At 59.6% G+C, this 19,183-nt stretch carries 18 protein-coding genes and 1 pseudogene; 14 read left to right on the top strand and 5 right to left on the bottom strand.

The genetic code is table 11. The features are described from left to right. The first annotated feature begins 1 nt into the window (after window position 1). From QFX16_RS20015 to QFX16_RS20005, 3 genes are read left to right on the top strand one after another with little or no spacing between them, the layout of a single operon-like run. Complete coding sequence (locus QFX16_RS20015) at window positions 2-1,426, top strand: L-lactate permease (protein ID WP_283181046.1); 1,425 nt, start codon at window positions 2-4, stop codon at window positions 1,424-1,426. Between the two features lie 27 nt (window positions 1,427-1,453). Continuing rightward, window positions 1,454-2,932, top strand: coding sequence for an aminotransferase-like domain-containing protein (locus QFX16_RS20010; protein ID WP_283181045.1), 1,479 nt, complete (start codon window positions 1,454-1,456; stop codon window positions 2,930-2,932). A gap of 13 nt (window positions 2,933-2,945) precedes the next feature. Further along, window positions 2,946-3,233 (top strand): hypothetical protein, encoded by a 288-nt coding sequence (locus QFX16_RS20005; protein ID WP_283181044.1) that lies wholly within the window; start codon window positions 2,946-2,948, stop codon window positions 3,231-3,233. Between the two features lie 14 nt (window positions 3,234-3,247). On the opposite strand, the gene QFX16_RS20000 is transcribed toward QFX16_RS20005, so the two are convergent. The 3 genes and pseudogenes from QFX16_RS20000 to QFX16_RS19990 form a co-directional block, all read right to left on the bottom strand. Next, complete coding sequence (locus QFX16_RS20000; protein WP_283181043.1) at window positions 3,248-3,532, bottom strand: YceK/YidQ family lipoprotein; 285 nt, start codon at window positions 3,530-3,532, stop codon at window positions 3,248-3,250. Window positions 3,533-3,789: 257 nt separating this feature from the next. Next, window positions 3,790-3,876: pseudogene (locus QFX16_RS19995) on the bottom strand (PaaI family thioesterase); the annotation flags it as partial. A 23-nt stretch (window positions 3,877-3,899) separates the two neighbouring features. Further along, the gene (locus QFX16_RS19990) at window positions 3,900-4,808 is read right to left on the bottom strand and encodes a LysR substrate-binding domain-containing protein (RefSeq protein WP_129437126.1); all 909 of its coding nucleotides are present in this window, start codon (window positions 4,806-4,808) and stop codon (window positions 3,900-3,902) included. A 104-nt stretch (window positions 4,809-4,912) separates the two neighbouring features. On the opposite strand from QFX16_RS19990, the gene QFX16_RS19985 reads away from it, so the two are divergent. From QFX16_RS19985 to QFX16_RS19975, 3 genes are all read left to right on the top strand, one after another. Beyond that, window positions 4,913-5,779 carry a pirin family protein gene (locus QFX16_RS19985; protein ID WP_283181042.1) on the top strand — a complete coding sequence of 289 codons (867 nt, stop codon included), beginning with the start codon at window positions 4,913-4,915 and terminating at the stop codon, window positions 5,777-5,779. A 127-nt stretch (window positions 5,780-5,906) separates the two neighbouring features. Then, entirely contained in the window at window positions 5,907-6,533 is a 627-nt protein-coding gene (ycaC, locus tag QFX16_RS19980; RefSeq protein WP_283181041.1) for an isochorismate family cysteine hydrolase YcaC, read from the top strand. 120 nt (window positions 6,534-6,653) lie between these two features. Further along, a complete protein-coding gene (locus QFX16_RS19975) occupies window positions 6,654-8,096 on the top strand; it encodes a mechanosensitive ion channel family protein (RefSeq protein WP_283181040.1) in 1,443 nt (480 codons plus the stop codon). Here QFX16_RS19975 and QFX16_RS19970 read toward each other — a convergent pair. Beyond that, complete coding sequence (locus QFX16_RS19970) at window positions 8,044-8,469, bottom strand: hypothetical protein (protein ID WP_283181039.1); 426 nt, start codon at window positions 8,467-8,469, stop codon at window positions 8,044-8,046. The two genes, QFX16_RS19975 and QFX16_RS19970, sit on opposite strands and share 53 nt — an antisense overlap. Before the next feature lie 206 nt (window positions 8,470-8,675). Between QFX16_RS19970 and QFX16_RS19965 the strand changes: the two genes are divergently transcribed. The 7 genes from QFX16_RS19965 to QFX16_RS19935 all read left to right on the top strand — a co-directional run bounded on the left by QFX16_RS19965 (window position 8,676) and on the right by QFX16_RS19935 (window position 16,665). Continuing rightward, on the top strand, window positions 8,676-9,116 hold the full coding sequence (locus QFX16_RS19965) for a carboxymuconolactone decarboxylase family protein (RefSeq protein ID WP_283181038.1): 441 nt from the start codon (window positions 8,676-8,678) through the stop codon (window positions 9,114-9,116). Next, window positions 9,071-9,613, top strand: coding sequence for a tRNA ligase subunit PheS family protein (locus QFX16_RS19960; RefSeq protein ID WP_283184607.1), 543 nt, complete (start codon window positions 9,071-9,073; stop codon window positions 9,611-9,613). Before QFX16_RS19965 ends, QFX16_RS19960 begins: the two co-directional genes overlap by 46 nt. 381 nt (window positions 9,614-9,994) lie before the next feature. Further along, window positions 9,995-10,684, top strand: a complete 690-nt coding sequence (gene queC / locus QFX16_RS19955; RefSeq protein WP_283181037.1) for a 7-cyano-7-deazaguanine synthase QueC — start codon at window positions 9,995-9,997, stop codon at window positions 10,682-10,684. 341 nt (window positions 10,685-11,025) lie between these two features. Then, window positions 11,026-12,129 carry an IS110 family RNA-guided transposase gene (locus QFX16_RS19950; RefSeq protein WP_283180771.1) on the top strand — a complete coding sequence of 368 codons (1,104 nt, stop codon included), beginning with the start codon at window positions 11,026-11,028 and terminating at the stop codon, window positions 12,127-12,129. Window positions 12,130-12,619: 490 nt separating this feature from the next. Then, window positions 12,620-13,120 carry a sigma-70 family RNA polymerase sigma factor gene (locus QFX16_RS19945; protein ID WP_283181036.1) on the top strand — a complete coding sequence of 167 codons (501 nt, stop codon included), beginning with the start codon at window positions 12,620-12,622 and terminating at the stop codon, window positions 13,118-13,120. Between the two features lie 40 nt (window positions 13,121-13,160). Beyond that, the gene (locus QFX16_RS19940; protein WP_283181035.1) at window positions 13,161-14,144 is read left to right on the top strand and encodes a FecR family protein; all 984 of its coding nucleotides are present in this window, start codon (window positions 13,161-13,163) and stop codon (window positions 14,142-14,144) included. Window positions 14,145-14,241: 97 nt separating this feature from the next. Then, on the top strand, window positions 14,242-16,665 hold the full coding sequence (locus tag QFX16_RS19935) for a TonB-dependent siderophore receptor (protein WP_283181034.1): 2,424 nt from the start codon (window positions 14,242-14,244) through the stop codon (window positions 16,663-16,665). 100 nt (window positions 16,666-16,765) lie between these two features. Here QFX16_RS19935 and QFX16_RS19930 read toward each other — a convergent pair whose 3' ends face one another. Continuing rightward, window positions 16,766-17,917: an MFS transporter gene (locus tag QFX16_RS19930; protein ID WP_056740119.1), complete on the bottom strand. Its 1,152-nt coding sequence runs from the start codon at window positions 17,915-17,917 to the stop codon at window positions 16,766-16,768. Window positions 17,918-18,087: 170 nt separating this feature from the next. Between QFX16_RS19930 and QFX16_RS19925 the strand changes: the two genes are divergently transcribed. Next, the gene (locus QFX16_RS19925) at window positions 18,088-19,080 is read left to right on the top strand and encodes a diaminopimelate epimerase (RefSeq protein WP_283181033.1); all 993 of its coding nucleotides are present in this window, start codon (window positions 18,088-18,090) and stop codon (window positions 19,078-19,080) included. Window positions 19,081-19,183 lie beyond the last annotated feature (103 nt).

The following is a 19,183-nucleotide window of genomic DNA, read 5'->3' as shown; positions in this document are numbered from 1 at the left end:
TATGAGCTCTCTCTTGTTGCAAATGTCGCCGATCGCTCTGGTGATCGCATTGATCCTGATCGTCCGCCGGCCACCGGTACAAGCCGCGCTGGCGGGTGTGGTGCTGGTGCTCGTGCTGTGGGCATTGGGCGCGGCCGGGCCTGTGTCCACGACGATCACCGCGGCGATCTTTCAGGACACCACGATCCTGTTTCTCAGCACCGCGTGCGTGATCGTACCGGGGCTGGCCTTCGTCATCCTGGTCGAGCGCGGTGGTGCGCCGCAGGCCATCGGCGCCTGGGTCAAGGAGCTCGGCTGGACGCCACCGGCACAAGTCATCTTCATCGTGCTGGGCCTGGCGCCGCTGCTGGAAGCGATGACCGGTTTCGGTGTCTCGCTGATCGCTACCGTGCCCTTGCTCATGGGCCTGTTCACGCGTCAGTCGGGGATGAAAATTGCCCTGGCCGGCATGGTCATCATGCCATGGGGCACCTTGGGTCTGGCCACGGTGATCGGCGCGTTGCTAGCGCACTTGCCGGCGGAAACCCTTGGCAGCCATTCAGCGCTGATCAGTGCGCCGGTGTTCCTCTGCCTGGCCGCCATCGCCATGTGGCAGGGCGGCATCCGCACCGTCTCGCCGTGGCTCGGGCTGATTGTGGTGACGGCGCTGTTCGTCGCCGTGCTGTTTTCCATCAACCTGTGGATGGGCCCGGAAGTCTCCGGTGTGCTGGCCGGTCTTGCCGTGGCCTGCGTAGGTCTGGGCATCTCGTATGCGCAACGCAAGAAACTGGTGCGTTGGCCGAGCGCGGCATGGCCTTATCTGGCCTTGCTGGGGGTGATCGTGGCGTCGCGCGGGTTGTTTGTTATGTCGGGCTGGGATGCGCTGTGGATCGTCAAGGGCGAGCACGTTTCGTGGAAGCCATTGGCATCCCCAGGCCTGGCGCTGCTGATTGTTACCCTGCTGATGGCGATCAAACAAAGCGCCGCAGCGGGTTTCCCATGGCGCGCGCTGTTCAATCGGGCGAAGTTTCCGGTCACGACGATTTTCCTGTTCCTGCTGCTTTCTCAGGTGATGGTCAACGCCGGTTTCCTCGTCGAGGCACAGCGCACACTGCAATCGTTGTCGGGGATTTCCCTGGCGCCGACGATCGCCTTGCTGGCGGGTATCGCCGGTTACGTCACCGGTTCCAACGTCGGCGGCAACACCCTCGTCATGCCGTCCATCGCCGCGCTGACCAGCGAACACGGGGCGTGGCTGGCCGCGATGGTCAACAGTGCCGCCGGGCATGGTGCACTGGGGTCGCTGTCGATTCTGTCGCTGATCACCGGGCTGGCGGGCGCCAATCGGCATGAAGAAAACAACCTGATTCGATTCGCCTTCGGACTGGTCGCCCTCAACATCGTCATAGTTGCTGCAACGGGAGTCGTTTTGCTCTACTTTCTCTGAATTGTTTCGAGAAATAACAGAGAACTTATGGACAGGTTTGATTTACCGGACAAACGCTGGCGGATAGTCAAGGACTGGATTATTCGTCAGATCGAAAGTGGTGATTGGGCAGCCGAAACAAAACTGCCCTCGATCCGCACCCTGGCGCGAATGTTTGAAACCAGCATCACTACCGTTCAGCGTGCCTTGGCTGATCTAGAAGCCGATGCCTATGTGTCGACCGTCCCCCGTGTAGGCTATTTCGTCTCGGCCTCCGGGCAGGCCAAACCCGCCAGCGGGTTTGATTTCTCCAGTGTCACGGTCAACATCAATCATGCGGTGGTCGCGATGCTCTCCCAAGCGGCCTCGCGGACCACCGCGTCGTTGAACTCGGCCGTCCTGCACAGCGACCTCACACCGAATGTGCTCCTCAACAAATGCCTTTCAGTGCTGGCCGGCAAGGCTGACAACTCGCTGACCGGACTGGTCGCGCCGCCGGGCCTGCCGGCGCTGCGACGGCGCATCGCCGGGCTGATGCTGACTCGCGGCGTGGTCTGCGGGCCGGACGATATCCTCGTGACCTCGGGTGACACCATTGCCCTGGAACTGGCCCTCGAAGCCGTCGCGCCAAGAGGCGCTACGGTCGCCATCGAAACGCCGACCTATTACGGCATCTTGCAGACCATCGAACGCTTGGGCATGCGCGCCCTGCCGATCCGCACTCACGGCAAACTGGGCCTGGACGTCGATCACCTCGAAGAAGCGTTGAAACTAAAAAAGGTCGCGGTGATCTTTCTCAACCCAACCCTGCAGAATCCCCGTGGTTTCATCATGCCCGATGAAACGCGCGCACGACTTTCACAGATCGCGCGCGAAGCGGACGTGCCGATTATCGAGGACGACATTTTCTTCGACCTGGTGCCGGAAACAGAGCGCCCGCGCGCCATCAAGAGCTACGACACCAGCGGGCAGACGATTTACTGTTCGTCATTCTCCAAAACCATCGCACCCGGTTATCGCGTCGGTTGGTGCCTGGCCGGCAAGTACCGCAATGCCATTCTTGCGCAAATGTTTTCGCGCAACCTGGCGGTTTCCAGCCTTGCGCAAAATGTTCTCAACGAATTTATCGGGCGCGGCTACATGGAAGAACACTGCGCCAGGCTCAGGTCGCAACTGTCATCGCTGGCGAGCTTTGTCGAAGCGCTGGTGCGCACAGATTTCCCTTCGGGAACCGTGTACGTGCCACCGCGCGGAGGCTTCATCCACTGGATCGAAATGCCTGGGCACACCGACATGCCCGCACTGCAACAGTTGGCCACCGAACGCGGATGCCACGTGGCCGGCAGCGGGATCTTTTTCGCCGATGGCCATGCAACCACAGGCGTGCGCATCTGCCTTGGCACAGCGCTGACCCCTGGCGTGATCGAGATTCTGAAGGTGATTGCCGAGTGTGCGCACCTCGCCGGGCGACCGTCGAATGTGCGACAACCACTGATTGAGCAACAGGAAGAACCGGCGCTCTCCTGAACGCCAAAGCCGCGTGACGTTTTGGCTGACCGTGCTGGTTGGCGTGCTGATTGCCTTCGCCATCGGTGCCTCGATCTACATGCTGATCGACAGCTGGATCAGCGGCTCCATCACCACCAACAACCGCGGCCCGCGCGACACCTATGCGCTGGCCTTGCATCCACGACGGTTCTGGGTCGAGTTCGTGTCGCAATGCATAGGAACCGTGTTTATTTTGCTTATTGGCGTGTTCGGGGTGTGGGTTTATCGCAAAGTGCAGGAGCCCGCGCAGAAACCGAAGGCCAAACGCCCTCGACGATAAACGGAGGGCCGACTTCAGAGGGTGTTGACGTAGTCGACTGGCAGCAGAACGGTGTCGAGTGCGGCGTCTACCGGCAGGGACACGACGGTGATCAGCGGACAGACAATCATGATGTAACAGATGATCGCCGCGGGTTTGCTTTCCTTTCCTGTCACGCCGAGGAGCTGCAAACCGCCGTCGACGCCTTTGTAATAAGCCACGTCCGACATGCCATTGCTGACGCGCCCGATCATGGTTCCACAACCGGCCATCATGACGACAAGGCCCGCCAGACAGCCAACACGCAAAATCCCTTCCAAACCCGCACTTCCTTTGCCACTCACTATGAGGCGTGGGATTGTACCCGCGCCATCCCATGAGAAAAACCGCTGGATCGGCAAAGCAATGTTTACCGCAAGTCATGAATCGGGGTGGCAGAAGGCTTTGTGGTGTTTGATCTGGCGCCTTCGTCGGAACGCCGCCCGGAGCAAGCTCGCTCCCACAGGGGATCTGTGGTGTACGCAAATCCAATGTGGGAGCGAGGTTGCTCGCGCAGGCCGCGACTCGGTTTAAAGCCTTACCCCCGCGCCTCAAGAATCATGCAGGTGGTCGACCCCGTCGCGTACAACCGCCCATCCACGTCATAAATCCGCCCCTCGGCCAGCTACATGGAGTGTGTACGGGCTTCTAAGCAATATCGCTGTGGCTGAATTCCTCGCCCAGAAAGTCGATCAATGCACGCACCGACGGCAGCAGCCCACGGCGTGAAGGGAAGATGGCGTGCACGATCCCGCATTTGGGTGCCCAGCCCGGCACCAGTTCCACCAGACGGCCCGCGGCAATGTCATCGCGCACCACCACGCTGGGCAGGTGAGCGATACCGATCCCGGCCACCACGGCGTGACGCAACGCCAACAGGTCATCGGTGACCATTCGTGGCGCATGCCGAATCACCGCACTGGCGCCATCGGCCCCAAACAATTCCCACTGATATTCACGCTGCGCCGCGCCCCAGTGCAGGCTCGGCAACCCACTGAGGTCAGCTGGGGAGGCCGGTGAAGACAGGCGCGACACAAAGGCCGGACTGCCCACCAGGCACTGGGTGCTGTTGCCCAGCACCTTCATCACCATGTCGGTATTTTCCAGCGGCGGAAAGCGCACCCGCAGGGCGATGTCGAACCCCTCGTGGATCAGGTCGACCCGGCGGTTGGTGCTCTCGATGAACAACTCCACCAGCGGGTACTTGAGCATGTAGCGGGTCAACATCGGCCCGACCCAAGAGTTGAGCAGCGCGGTCGGGCAACTGATGCGCACCAGGCCCTGGGGTTCGGAGCGGTTGCGTTCGATCAGTTCGGCAGCGCTTTCGGCCTCCACGCGCATCGCCAGGCAACGCTGGTAATAGGCCTGACCGATTTCCGTCAGTGAACAATGCCGGCTGGTGCGGTGCAGCAGGCGCACACCGAGGCGCTCTTCGAGCTCGGCAATCCGCCGGCTCAGCTTCGACTTGGGCATGTCCAGCGCCCGACCGGCCGGGGCGAAACCGTGGTGCTCCACCACTTGGGTGAAGTAGTAGAGGGTGTTGAGGTCTTCCACCATCGTTCTCCATATAGAACGCTAAGGCTGATTTTTGCAGTCTAGTGCATCAAAGGGTTCAGTTTTAAGCTTTGTCCATCGCGTCACACACCAGATTCGGAGGCGGAATGAAAAACATCATCGGTATCTACACCAGCCCACGGACCCATTGGGTCGGCGACGGTTTTCCGGTTCGCACGCTGTTTTCCTACGACAACCTGGGCAAGCACATCAGCCCGTTTTTGCTGCTCGATCACGCCGGTCCCGCTGAATTCACCCCCACCACCGAGCGTCGTGGCGTTGGTCAGCATCCACACCGCGGTTTCGAAACCGTGACTATCGTTTACAAGGGCGAACTGGAACACCGCGACTCCACCGGCAGCGGCGGCAAGATCGGCCCAGGCGACGTGCAATGGATGACCGCAGCCTCCGGGATTCTCCACGAAGAGTTCCACTCAGAAGGTTTCGCCAAAACCGGCGGCACCCTGGAAATGGTTCAGTTGTGGGTCAACCTGCCGGCCAAGGACAAAATGGCCGACGCCGGTTACCAGACGATTCTCGATGGCGACATCCCGAGCATCCCGCTCAAGGACCAGGCCGGCAGCCTGCGCTTGATCGCCGGTGAGTTCGACGGCCACACCGGCCCCGCGCGCACGTTTACCCCGATTGACGTCTGGGACCTGCGCCTCAACGGCGGCAAGTTGCTGACCCTGGACCTGCACGAAGGTCGTAACACGGCACTTGTAGTGTTGCGTGGCACGGTTCAGGTCAACGGTGTGGAACTGGTGCGCGAAGGGCAGTTGGCGTTGTTCGAACGCAATGGCCAGCAGCTCAGCCTGGAAGCCAATAACGATGCCGTCGTGTTGCTGCTCAGTGGCGAGCCGATCGACGAGCCGATCGTCGGCCATGGCCCGTTCGTGATGAACAGCGAGCAGGAAATCCACCAGGCCTTTGCTGACTTCCAGTCAGGCCGGTTCGGTCGGATGAGCGGTTGAACTCATAGTTGTAACGCTGTGGCGTGCCGGGCGAGGGTGACTACCCTGCTTGGCCGCGTTTTAACGAACTATCAGGTTTCTCTCACGCCGGCCCATTCGGCATCGATAAAAAGCGAGGATTACTCCCATGACTACCTCTTACAAACGTCTCGACAAGGATAACGCCGTCGTTCTGTTGGTTGATCACCAGGCGGGTCTGCTTTCACTGGTGCGCGACATCGACCCGGACCGTTTCAAGAACAACGTGTTGGCCCTGGCTGACCTGGCCAAGTACTTCAAGTTGCCGACCATTCTCACCACCAGTTTCGAAACCGGCCCCAATGGCCCGCTGGTGCCCGAGCTCAAGGCGCTGTTCCCGGACGCGCCGTACATCGCCCGTCCTGGCCAGATCAATGCCTGGGACAACGAAGACTTCGTCAAGGCGATCAAGGCGACCGGCAAGAAACAACTGATCATCGCCGGCGTGGTGACCGAAGTGTGCGTGGCGTTCCCGGCGCTGTCGGCACTGGCTGAAGGCTTCGAGGTGTTCGTGGTGACTGACGCTTCAGGCACCTTCAACGAACTGACCCGTCAATCGGCCTGGGACCGCATGTCGGCCTCCGGCGCACAGTTGATGACCTGGTTCGGCCTGGCCTGTGAGCTGCATCGCGACTGGCGCAACGACGTGGAAGGCTTGGGCACCTTGTTCTCCAACCACATCCCGGACTACCGCAACCTGTTTACCAGCTACAACGCGCTGACCAACAGCAAGTAATGTTGGATCGATGAATAGAAAAGGGTCTCATTCGAGGCCCTTTTTTGTTTTTCAAAGCTATAACTCCACAAGGGAAATGTGTGCGATCTTCCGTTCATTGGCCTTCGCTGGAGTTGCTTGATGCTGTCACTGCTTACCGATCACCCGTTGATCTGCGCGATGATTTTGATCCTTATCGATCTTGGGCTATGGCGCCTGCTCAGTGCCAATGGCAGCAACTGGAAACTGGTGGTGCGGCTGGTGATTTTTTTGTTGTTCAGTGTCCTGCTGTTCAACGAAGGTCTGAACCCCATGGAACCGGCGCCCTGGGCCGACAACGTCCCGCTGCACCTGGCGGCCACCGGATTGCAGATCGGCTGGTGGCTGTTCGGCGCGCGCACCCTGACGGTGCTGATCGGCGCGGTGATGATGCAACGGGTCGGGCACACCGGGCGCTTGCTGCAGGATTTGCTCGGCGCGGTGATTTTCCTGATCGCGATTATCGCGGCTTTGGCGTACGTACTCGATCTGCCGGTCAAGGGCGTTCTGGCGACCTCCGGCGCGTTGGCAATCATCGTCGGCCTGGCCTTGCAAAGTACCCTCAGCGACGTGTTCTCCGGGATCGTCCTGAACACCACCAAACCCTATCAACTGGATGACTGGATCTCGATCGACGGAACCGAAGGTCGGGTCGCCGATATCGACTGGCGCGCGACGCGCCTGCAAACGGCCCAGGGCAGCATGGCGGTGATCCCCAACTCCCTGGCGGCCAAGGCCAAGATCATTAATTTCAGCCGGCCCAGTGACATTTTTGGCGTCTCCATCGGCTTGCAATTGAGCCCGCACGCGCGTCCGCAAACCGTCATTGAAGCGCTGGAGCGGGCGATGGAGGGGTGCCGTTATCTATTGAACAAACCGGCGCCGTGTGTAGCGTTGAAAGGCTCCAGCGCCACCGGCGTGGAATACGAAATCAGTGGTTTCGTGGTCTCCATGGACCAGAAGCGCATGGTCCGTAATCAACTGTTCGACCTGGCATTCCGGCACTTGCAGGCCAGCGGCGTCAGCCTGTTGTCGAACGTAGAACCCAATGCACCTGCCAACCTGTCACGGCCACGGGCATTGCTGGACGCCTCGAACATTTTCTCGACCCTGCGTCAGGAAGAGAAAGAAACCTTCAGCCAGAACATGACCCTGCAAAACTTCCGCGCCGGTGAAATGATCCTGCCGGCGGGGGAGGTCAGCGATCATTTGTTCATCATCGAATCCGGCGTCGTGTCGGTGGAGCTGAGCCGTGGTGGGGTCAAGTTCGAGTCCGGGCGCATGGGGCCGGGTGAGGTGATCGGCGAGGGCGGGATTTTGTCCGATACGGCGCTACCGGCGGACTTCAGCGCCAAGACGTTCTGCAGCTTGTACCGGATCGAGAAGGAGTACCTCAAACCGTGTCTGGATGCGCGACATGACATCGGCGAAGCGATGAAGGCGTTGCTGGATTTCCGCTTGAACAAGGCTCAGACGTTGACTCAGGAAGCGCCTAGGGTTGTGCAGAAGAAGGGATTTTTGCAGTGGCTGCGCAATCGAGCGTAGGGGCTTGAAGGTCATGGGCGTGGGTGCAATCGAGTGAGTCGGCAGCCGGCGCCTGGCCAACAAGTTGTGCGCCGACCAGGGTACGGTCATGACTGTTCCAGTACTCGAACGGCGCATGTTGCCAAATCATGCCGACGGGGCCGGCGATCAACAGCAAGGCTAGATAAGCCAGGGTTTGTCGACGGGTCAGCGGTTTTTTATGCGCCGACTGCCGTGCTGCGATCCGGGCGCGGCCATGTCCATGAATCTGGGCGAGCAAAAAGGCTTCGCGTGCCTGTTCCGGCATTTCCCACAATAAGGTTTCCAGGTGCCAACGCGATTCGGAATTCGGCGAAGTAGCCGCTGGCAGAGGCATTTCGGATGAGGACGACATGGGCAGGAGGCACTCGTTTCCGGCATCCTGGCCGCGCTATCAAGAATGAATCGCATTCTAGTGGTGTCAGTGCGGTGATGGCAATTACCCCTATAGATTATTTTCAAGCCCGCCCATTGGCATCCTCATCTTCCCAATAATTGGCTATTTGCTGCAGGTCAGTGCGGGATTAACGTAGCTCCCCACCCTTTTGACTGGAACCCCCCATGCAACCGCGTATTGATTTCTACACTGCTTCCCCAGAAGCACTCAAAGCCATGATTGCGCTGGAAACCGCTGTCTCGAAGCTGCCACTGGAAAAATCGTTGATTGAACTGGTCAAGCTGCGTGCTTCCCAGATCAATGGCTGCGCCTTCTGCGTCGACATGCACACCGCCGATGCCCGCAAGGGTGGCGAAACCGAGCGTCGGCTGTATGGGGTGTCGGTCTGGCGTGAAACGCCGTTCTTCACACCGCGCGAACGTGCTGCGCTGGCCTGGACCGAATCCTTGACGCTGCTGAGCCAGACCCATGCCCCTGACGAAGATTACGAACTGGCCACTGCGCAGTTCACGCCCAAGGAAATGGTCGACCTGACCATGGCGATTTCCACCATCAACAGCTGGAACCGTCTGGCGGTAGGCTTCCGCAAAATGCCTCAGGAGTAATTACACCCAAGGCTCAATGCGCATCGGCGCTCGGGATGGGGTTGGATCGACTGACCATGCTGCGCAAGGGAATTCCGGATATTCGCTTGCTACGTGATCAGAACGTACGAGTACAGGCGCAGATGCATGATTTGAATCCCTGGAGCGCTGTATCACGTTTGCCTTCGATTGCTCGTGATATTTCGTTGGCGGTAACGCCAGGGTTAAGTGAGGAAGTGTTGACCGAGAGGATGTTACAAGCTGCTGGCGACAACTCTGACTGGATTGAGGAGATGCAGGTCAAGGGACGTTGGGGATTCTCGGGTTTACCTGTGCAGGCAATTGAATGCCTCGGACTGCTGCCGGGCCAGGAAAATGTGCTTCTGCGCGTTGTACTGCGTGATTGTTCGCGATCAATCACTACCCAAGAGGCGAACGCCTTGTATGCGAACATTCAGTCAGCGTTGCATGAAGGTGCGCCGGGGGCGGGTTACAGAATGGATCTTCCAAAGGCTTGAAACCGCCATAATCGAACTGCCCAAGTAACCACTGAGGCACCGTGTAATCGTTCATCGCGAGCAAGCTCTCTTCCGCGCTAGATCTTCAATGAACACAAATTCTGTGTACGACGCTGATCAAATGTGTGAGCGAGTTTGCTCCGGGCGGCGATCCGACGATAGCGGCAGGTCAGTCAGCATCAATGTTGAGTGATCAATTGCTTTCGCGAGCAAGCGCACGCGTTCTCCTCAACAGTTGACGCTCGGGAATCCAGCATAGAAATGACACAAACGGAAATCGGAGACGGTCATTTCGGAAACCTCCCACACCCAGAGTTTGAGCTTCCCGGTAGGGTCAACGGCCCCGGCACCCTGCCGAGACACCCCAAGGAAGAACGAACCATGACCAGAAAGGCCGTTATCGTTTTCAGCGGCGGACAAGACTCAACCACCTGCTTGATCCATGCATTGCCGATGTACGATGAAATTCATTGCATCACGTTTGATTATGGCCAGCGTCATCGTGCGGAAATCGAAGTGGCGCAACAGCTTTCGAAACAGCTTGGTGTGAAGGTACACAAAGTATTGGATGCTTCATTGTTGAGCGAACTGGCTATTAGCAGTTTGACGCGCGATCACATTCCAATTGCAAAGAGTTCGGGGGAGGGCGTGCCGAATACGTTCGTGCCTGGCAGGAATATTCTGTTTTTAACGTTGGCTTCTATTTATGCCTATCAAGTGGGCGCTGAGGCTGTCATCACAGGTGTGTGTGAAACAGAGAGCTCTGGTTATCCTGATTGTGGCGATGAGTTTGTTAAGGTGTTGAACAGCGCTATTCACTTGGGCATGGACTATAAGATACGACTCGAGACGCCGCTTATGCGGCTGAATAAGGCAGAGATTTGGGCCTTGGCTGATTACCATAAGCAGCTGGATTTGATTCGTTACCATACATTGACTTGCTACAACGGGATAATGGGAAGCGGATGCGGCGACTGTGATGCATGTGCTCTTCGTGCAAAAGGATTGAGTGAGTTTCTCGAAAGCAGAGCGAAGGTTTTGAATAGTCTGAAAAACAAACTAAAACTATGAAAGTAATTTGCTGCGGGTAGGGTGGGCCATTAACGGCAGTCCCTGTTTTTATGTCGTTCGGGTTGCGCTCGCAAAGCGTTTGCGTTTGTGTTTGGCGAGGGCGTCCACAGTGAACTGGCGCGGGTGTTGGTGACGTCACTGCGCGATGGCTGTGATTTGATGGATGTCGTCGGACGACGACTGCAGGTGCAGGTTCAACGTAGAAAAAAGAACGCCTTTTTCCGCGTATTGCCGATCAGTTAAGCCAAAACATGATCTGTAATTGAATGGACTCGCCCACGCCGAGGCGTCAATGCGCCACGGTGGCAGTCTAAACAGCCAACGACAGCGAGGGCGAGTCCATGAAAAAGCATACTTCGATTGATCAATCTTTGTCTTCTGCCGATTTATCGGCCTGCACTACCGTGGCGGTCGACCTGGCCAAGCATGTTTTCCAGCTCGCCGGCGAAGACGCCCTCGGCAAGGTGCATTATGAGCAGCGGATCAAGTCGCGCGAGGCGTTCTACGAGTTTCTCCGCCAGCTGCCGCCTCATGTCGTGGTCCTGATGGAGACCGGCCCGGGCGCTCAAGCTTGGGCCCGGCAGTTGCAGGATCAAGGCAACCTGGCGCGGATCCTTCCTGCCGGTCTGGTGGCCAAGCATCGCAGCGGCCCTAAAAATGATCGTAACGATGCGCTGGCAATCCTGCGTGCCGGTCGCGACGAAAAGATCTGCGCAGTGCCGGTCAAAAGTGTCGCAGCGCTGGCCATGCAGGCACTGCATCGCGCTCGTCAAGGTTACGTGCGTCGCCGCACCGCCGTGAGTAATCAGATGCGCGGCCTGCTGCTTGAGCACGGGATTGCGCTGGCACAGGGCGACGTCGCGATCAGCCAGAGAATCCCGCGGATATTGGAGGATGCCACTCAGCCGGTGCCTGCCATGTTGCGCGAACTGATCGACGAACTGTTGGCCGAGTGGCGCCATTTGGGCGAGCGCATCAACGTCCTGACGGGACGCCTGGAAGTGGCCGCGAACGCCGACAAGACAGCCAAACGGTTGATGACTGTGCGCGGTATCGGCCCAATCACCGCTACGGCGCTGGTGGCCAAGGAAACCAAGCCTGAGCGTTTTCCCAATGCTCGCATGTTCGCCGCGTACTTCGGCATGGTCCCTGATCAGCACAGCAGCGGGAAGACGATTCAACTGGGGGACATGACCAAGCGAGGCGATAGCTATTTGCGCAGCCTGATGATCCAGGGTGCCCACGCGGTATTGCAGCAGTTGCGACCTGATTCCCAACAGCCCGACGACCGCCGTTTGTTGCGCTGGATGAGCCGATTGGGCCGCAAGGACGCAGCGGTCAGGTTGGCCAATCGCAACCTGCGCATCGTCTGGGTGCTTTTACAGAATGACCAGACTTATCGTCGCCAGCCCGCCGACGGCCAGCAAGCGACGATGAGCCACTGATCCACCGAGTTCTGCCACCGAGGTACCTACTGACCAACCTGTTGCTGAAAAAACATTGACCCCTGGTAAGACCGGCGTGGATAGATGCCTAAGCTGCTAGTGGCCTTCGAGGCCTGACTGTAATCGGCATGCCACGAGCTCTTCCAATTTTGGCCAGAAGCCGACGACGGCTTCCTCGAGTAGGCCTAATACATAGATGCAACGGGGCGGCAGTTTTTTTAAAAGCGGGTAGACAGTGGGGGCGAGTCCATACATAGCAGCTGGCGAAGCCTGCGTTCGGCTGCGCAGCAGTCGTGAAATCAGGCGACGCGGTTTTCAGGAAGACCTCGCGCTCCGGTTTCACGACTGCTACGCAGCCGAACGCAGGCTTCGCCAGCTGCTACGGTCCGTGTTGTTCCTTAACGGGTCGACTCCTACGGGTTCTTAATCCCATTGCTTCCAGTTAATAGGAAGCATTACTATTCACGCCCCGTCTTCACAGCACACCGCAATGACCCCCAAGCTGCCCCGCAGACACGGCTTTTTCGAGCATTACGAAGAGTTGGTCGGGACCTGGACCCGTCGCCTGAGAAATCGTCAGCAGGCCGAGGACCTGGCCCACGACACCTTCGTGAGGGTGCTTGAGTCCGATTCGACGACGGTTGTACAACCTCGGGCGTACTTGCACCAGACCGCGCGCAACATCGCGGTGGATGGTTATCGGCGGGAGGATCGGCGGGGCGCCATGGAGTCGGAGGCGGTTGATCACAGTGTGTCGTCGTCCGGCGACCCGGAGCATTTTATGCGTGCGATCCAGTTGGCTGACTCCATCGAACGGGCGCTCACCGAGTTGCCGGTCAACTGCCGCAAAGTGTTTGTCTGGCAGAAGATCGAAGGCCTGACCCAGGCCGAAATCGCCGAACGCCTGGGACTGTCCAAGAACATGGTGGAAAAGTATATGATCCGCACGCTGCGGCATCTGCGCGACCGCCTTGACGGATTGCAGTCATGACCGGCAGTGCCTTCTCATCCCCAGCCAAACAGGAACTTCCATGATGGATACTCGTGATTGTGCGTGCGGGCAAACAACGGTTCGCGACGAGGCGGCGCGGTGGTTTGTGCGTTTGCAGGAACCTGCGGTGAATGTCGAAGAGTATCGGCACTTCGAAGCCTGGCTGGACGAACACCCTCAGCATCGTGATGAATTCCAGTTGCTCCAGGGCTTGTGGTCGGCGGCGGATTTGCTGCCGGCGGCGCGTCTGCAAGCCTTGTGTGAAACCCCGCCAGTACGCAGCAAGCGCCGCCCGCTGGTGCGTTATGCAGTGGCCGCCAGTGTGTTGGCCGTCGCGCTCGGTTTGGGGTTGTTCAGCGGTTTGAATCACTCGGCAATCTACACCGCCGAATTTTCTACGACCTTGGGTGAGCGACGTCATGTGGCGTTGCCGGACGGTTCGGTGATCGACCTGAACAGCCGCAGCCGCGTTCAGGTGCGTTATGAAAACGACCTCCGCAGCATCGAGCTGACGCAGGGCGAAGCGATGTTCAGCGTCGAGCACGATACCCGTCGGCCCTTTGTGGTCGAGGCGGGCAGCGGCAAGGTCACGGTCACCGGCACCCGTTTTGATGTGCGCCGCGACACCGCCCAAACCCGGGTCGTGGTGGAGCAGGGCACCGTCAAGGTTCAGGGGCACGCAGCGGCGGACAGTGATTTCATCAGCCTCACCGCCGGCCTCGGTACGCACATCGATGCCCAAGGCAAAGTGGCCGCTGCTTACGCGGTCAACCCTGCCGAGCTGACCGCCTGGCGCAGCGGCAAACTGGTGTTCAACAACGCCAGACTCAGCGATGTCGCCGAGGAAGTCTCGCGCTATCGGGCGAAACCGCTCACCGTCGACAACGACAAAGTGGGCAATTTGCGCCTGACCAGCGTGTTCAAATCCGACAACACCGACGCACTGCTCAAGGCCTTGCCGAGCATTCTGCCGGTGGCCTTGCGCACCCTCGATGATGGCAGTCAGGAAATAATTTCAAAATAAATTCAGGTTTTTTTCGACTTGATCGTCTTCCTGTCCAACTGCAACTGGTTTGCATTAACAAGCGCACACTCTTGCGATCCACAGGACTACGTTCGACGTGAAAAAATCCACCGCTAAAAACAACAAATCACCTTGGTTGCGCCTCGCTCTCGCCCTGGCTGTCACCGCGGCGCTGCCCCAGGCTTTTGCCGCCGACGCGATTCACATTTCGGCGCAACCCCTGGGTCAGGCCCTGAGTGAACTGGGCCAGCAAACCTCGCTGCAGGTGTTCTTCAGCCCTGAGCTGGTCGCCGGCAAACAGGCCCCGGCGGTGGACGGCAACCTTTCGCCAGAAGACGCGCTGCGCCAATTGCTGCAAGGCAGCGGTCTGCAATACCAGATCGATGAAGGTTCGGTCACGTTGATGCCTGCACCGGCGTCTGCTGCCAACGGCCCGCTGGAGCTGGGCGTGACCGACATCAAAGTGGTTGGTAACTGGCTCGGTGACGCCGATGCCGCCGTGGTGCAGAACCACCCCGGCGCGCGTACGGTAATTCGCCGAGAGGCGATGGTCGAGCAGGGCGCGATGAACGTCGGCGACGTGTTGAAGCGCGTGCCCGGTGTGCAAGTGCAGGACGCCAACGGTACCGGCGGCAGCGACATCTCCCTGAACGTCGGCGTGCGCGGCCTGACTTCGCGCCTGTCGCCACGCTCCACTGTGCTGATTGACGGCGTGCCGGCAGCGTTCGCCCCGTACGGCCAACCGCAATTGTCCATGGCACCGATTTCCTCCGGCAACCTAGACAGCATCGACGTGGTTCGTGGCGCCGGCTCCGTGCGTTACGGGCCGCAGAACGTCGGTGGCGTGATCAACTTCGTCACTCGCGCGATTCCGGAAAAAGCCACGGGTGAAATCGGCTCGACCCTGGAAACCTCCCAGCACGGTGGCTGGAAGCACATCGACACGGCGTTTCTCGGCGGCACCGCGGACAACGGCATCGGCATGGCGTTGTTGTATTCCGGCGTGAATGGCAACGGTTACCGTGAGCGCAACAACGGCAACGACATCGACGACGTGATCCTCAAGACCCACTGGGCACCCACCGATGTGGACGATTTCAGCCTCAACTTTCACTACTACGACGCCAGCGCCGACATGCCCGGGGGCCTGACCCAGGCGCAGTACGACGCCGATCCGTTCCAGTCCGACCGCAACAACGACAACTTCAGCGGCCGCCGCAAGGACGTCTCGTTCAAGTGGGCACGGCAGATCGACGACCGCACCCAGGCCGAAGTGCTGACCTACTATTCCGACAGCTTCCGTGGCAGCAACATCGCCGCTCGCGATCAGAAAACCCTCGGCTCGTTCCCGCGTACTTACTACACCTTCGGGATTGAACCGCGGGTCTCCCGTGTGTTCGACGTCGGCCCGACCACCCAGGAAGTCAGTGTCGGTTATCGCTACCTCAAGGAAGGCATGCACGAAGAAGCGAGCCGTCTGGCGCTGGTCAACAACGAGCCGGTTGCGACCAAGAGCTCGGACGGCCATGTCTATCAGGACCGCACCGGTGGCACCGAAGCCAACTCGGTGTACGTCGATAACAAAATCGACGTCGGCAACTGGACCATCACCCCCGGCATCCGCTTTGAACACATCAGCACCGATTGGCACGACCGCCCGGTGCTCGATACCGCCGGCAAACCGGTGCTGGAAAAGAACCGCAGCATCGAAAGCAACGAGCCGCTGCCAGCCCTGAGCGTGATGTATCACGTGTCGGAAGAGTGGAAGCTGTTCGCCAACTACGAAACCTCGTTCGGCAGCCTGCAGTATTTCCAGCTCGGCCAGGGTGGCGCGGGTGACGAACCGGCGAATGGCCTGGAACCGGAAAAGGCCAAGACCTACGAGGTCGGCACGCGCTACAACAATGATGTGTGGGGCGGCGAAGTGACGCTGTTCTACATCGACTTCGATAAAGAGTTGCAATACATCAGCAACGATGCGGGCTGGACCAACCTTGGCGCGACCACGCACCAGGGCCTCGAAGCCTCGGTGCATTACGACATGGCGGCACTGGACCCACGGCTCGACGGCCTGACCGCCAACGCTGGTTTCACCTACACGCGTGCCGTTTATGAAGGCGAGATCCCCGGCTTCAAGGGCCGTGACCTGCCGTTCTATTCGCGTCAGGTGGCGACTGCCGGTTTGCGGTACGACATCAACCGCTGGACCTACAACCTTGATGCCTTTGCCCAGTCCAAACAGCGTTCGCCGGGCGTGGCTGTGAACGCTGATGGCAGTTTCAGCGGCAACTACATCACCGAAGGCACCGCGGACGGTCAGTACGGCGACATCCCGGGCTACGTCACCTGGAACGTGCGCGGCGGTTATGACTTCGGTGCGACGCTTTCGAACCTGAAAGTCGGCGCCGGGGTGAAGAACATTTTCGACAAGCAGTACTTCACCCGCTCCAGCGACAACAACTCGGGGATGTACGTCGGTGCACCGCGCACGTTCTTTGTGCAGGCCAGCGTCGGGTTCTGATAGACCGAGGTGGCTTCTTCGCGAGCAGGCTCGCTCCCACAGGGATCACACGAAATCTTGTGGGAGCGAGCCTGCTCCGGGCGGCGTTCCGACGAAGCTTCTAAACCTTCAACACCTTGCCGCCAATGGCCACCGCCACCAGCAACACCGCCATCAACCCGAAGGCAAAACTCAAACTGCTGCCATGGGCGATAAACCCGATCAACGCAGGCCCCGCAAGAATGCCCGCGTAACCCAGTGTGGTAATGGCCGGCACGGCGACGCTTTCGGGCATCACCGTCTGTTTACCCACTGCGGTGTACAACACCGGCACAATGTTCGAACAACCCGCCCCCAACAATGCATAACCCACCAGTGCCGCTTCCCAACTCGGGGCGAAGGTCGCCACAAACAGGCCCGCTGCGGCCGTCAACCCACCGAACACAATCACCCGGGTAGCGCCGAGACGACGCACGATCGAATCACCGGTCAAACGTCCGACGGTCATGGTCAACGCAAACGCCGCGTAACCCAGCCCCGCATACGCCGTGTCGATCCCGCGCTCCTGCGCCAGGAACACCGCGCTCCAGTCGAGTGCCGCGCCTTCGGCGAGGAACACGATGAAACACATCCCGCCGATGAACAGCACGATGCCATGGGGAACAGCAAACGCCGGCCCCGAACTTTCGCTGCCGTAGGGCAATAGGTGTGGCGCGGCCTTGGCCAGGGCGATCAGCAGCATCACGATCACCACCAGCGTTGCCCCCAGCGGTGAAACCCCAAAGCCGAGCAGGGCGCTGACACCCGCCGCACCTACAATCCCACCCAGGCTGAACAGCCCATGGAAACCCGACATCATGGTCTTGCCGCTGGCCCGTTCGACGATCACCGCTTGCAGGTTCACCGTCGAATCCACCGTGCCCAGCCCCGCGCCGAACATGAACAACGCCGCAATCAACGCCGGAATCGACGTCACCGTCGCCAATAGCGGCAGGGCCGCACAGATCAGCAACACCCCGGCACTCACCACCCGGCGACAGCCGAAACGCGTGGCCAGAAGCCCCGCCATCGGCATCGCCAGAATCGACCCCACCCCCAGGCACAACAGCAGCAAACCGAGCGTCCCTTCATCCAGCCCGGCCCGAGCCTTGGCGTAGGGCACCAGCGGCGCCCACGCAGCGATACCGAAGCCGGCAATGAAAAAGGCGATGCGCGTGGACATCTGTTCCAGGCGTCCGGGAACAAATGCGGTTTGAGTGTTGAGGTTGGTCATATCAATCCTTGGCAAAAAACGTCGCGTACCCAAGGGACAGTGACTCACCGGTGAGGGTTCGATCAGCGTCCGCCCAGGTTCGCGGTCAGGCAGGGTGACATCCTTGCACAGCCTGACGGTGTTTCGCGATATGTTGAGCCCGACCAATGATTTCCTTAAGGGAGGGCGCCATGGCGCGGAGGTACGATGCACGAGGCAATATCTACATGGTTGTGGCGCCTGAGGACTTGCGCAGCAGTGGTATCGACATACCCGATCAGGCCAGCGCCGCCGCGCAAACCCGCAAGGTCTGGGCGTTGGCGGCCATCGAGGCTTGCTGTGGCTGGGCCCCCGGCACACAACCACCGGGCAGCAAGGCCCATCGTAGCGATGGTTTGCTGGTGGGGCCGTTCCAGTCGTCGCATCCTTTTGATTTGTTGATCGTGAACACCGACGGCACCCTGGCCGAGCGTAGCGGCAACGGCCTGACGATTTTTTCCCAGGCGCTCAGCGACCTTGGGCTCTGGCCGAGGGATGAAGCGTGTCTGCTCAGGGTTCATCATGACAAGGCCGATATGCCTTCACCGGGAGAAACATCGGTGAAACTGGCGCAGATCGAAGGTGTGCACGGTTTTTGGCTGGACTTGGGCAAGCCTGCCTTCGGGCCGGGGGCCGTCAGTGCCGAAGGGGTTGAAGGCGTGGCATTCAATGGTCGCGAACTCAGCCACGTACAGCCATTGGCATTGCTGGATGCCGGGTGGGCGCGAAGTCAATTCGTGCGGGTTGGCAATCCGCATTGCGTAACGCTTGTGGATAACTCGGGTGCCTTGCCGAGTAATGAGCAGATGCGCCAAGCGGGATTGTCCGAAGGGCTGATGCGTATCGCCTATGCCATGCCGACCGGGGAAGGCCGACCGTGCCCGGCGGGGATCAATCTGCAATGGGCGATGCTTGAGTCTGAAGGGCGAGTCGTCGCGCGGGTATTCGAGCGTGGAGAGGGGCCGACGGCGTCGTCGGGCACCAGCGCCAGTGCGGTGGCTTGCGCGGCGTGGCGGGTGGGTTGGGTCACGGCTTGCGAAGTGAAAGTCGTCATGCCCGGGGGGACGGCGCCGATTTTGCTGGAGGAAGAGTCGGGGGAGTTGAGTCGGGTCAGTCTGTTTGGTACGGCTCGGTTAATGGATTGATCATTCGATTGCCTTCGCGAGCAGGCTCGCTCCCTCAGGAAACTTGTGAACGACACAGATCCAATGTGGGAGCGAGCCTGCTCGCGAAGGCGTCAGCCCAATC

It is taken from the genome of Pseudomonas svalbardensis (genome assembly GCF_030053115.1).
GTDB classification, from domain to species: Bacteria; Pseudomonadota; Gammaproteobacteria; order Pseudomonadales; family Pseudomonadaceae; genus Aquipseudomonas; species Aquipseudomonas svalbardensis.
Note: the sequence above shows the minus strand (reverse complement) of the source record. Positions and strands in the feature narration are given on the sequence as shown.

Bases quoted from the DNA above. Each gene is read 5' to 3' on its own strand.
- QFX16_RS20015 (WP_283181046.1), top strand. From the start codon at position 2: ATGAGCTCTCTCTTGTTGCAAATGTCGCCGATCGCTCTGGTGATCGCA.
- QFX16_RS20010 (WP_283181045.1), top strand. From the start codon at position 1,454: ATGGACAGGTTTGATTTACCGGACAAACGCTGGCGGATAGTCAAGGAC.
- QFX16_RS19990 (WP_129437126.1), bottom strand. From the start codon at position 4,808: ATGGTGGAAGACCTCAACACCCTCTACTACTTCACCCAAGTGGTGGAG.
- QFX16_RS19985 (WP_283181042.1), top strand. From the start codon at position 4,913: ATGAAAAACATCATCGGTATCTACACCAGCCCACGGACCCATTGGGTC.
- ycaC (WP_283181041.1), top strand. From the start codon at position 5,907: ATGACTACCTCTTACAAACGTCTCGACAAGGATAACGCCGTCGTTCTG.
- QFX16_RS19975 (WP_283181040.1), top strand. From the start codon at position 6,654: ATGCTGTCACTGCTTACCGATCACCCGTTGATCTGCGCGATGATTTTG.
- QFX16_RS19970 (WP_283181039.1), bottom strand. From the start codon at position 8,469: ATGTCGTCCTCATCCGAAATGCCTCTGCCAGCGGCTACTTCGCCGAAT.
- QFX16_RS19965 (WP_283181038.1), top strand. From the start codon at position 8,676: ATGCAACCGCGTATTGATTTCTACACTGCTTCCCCAGAAGCACTCAAA.
- queC (WP_283181037.1), top strand. From the start codon at position 9,995: ATGACCAGAAAGGCCGTTATCGTTTTCAGCGGCGGACAAGACTCAACC.
- QFX16_RS19950 (WP_283180771.1), top strand. From the start codon at position 11,026: ATGAAAAAGCATACTTCGATTGATCAATCTTTGTCTTCTGCCGATTTA.
- QFX16_RS19945 (WP_283181036.1), top strand. From the start codon at position 12,620: ATGACCCCCAAGCTGCCCCGCAGACACGGCTTTTTCGAGCATTACGAA.
- QFX16_RS19940 (WP_283181035.1), top strand. From the start codon at position 13,161: ATGATGGATACTCGTGATTGTGCGTGCGGGCAAACAACGGTTCGCGAC.
- QFX16_RS19930 (WP_056740119.1), bottom strand. From the start codon at position 17,917: ATGACCAACCTCAACACTCAAACCGCATTTGTTCCCGGACGCCTGGAA.
- QFX16_RS19925 (WP_283181033.1), top strand. From the start codon at position 18,088: ATGGCGCGGAGGTACGATGCACGAGGCAATATCTACATGGTTGTGGCG.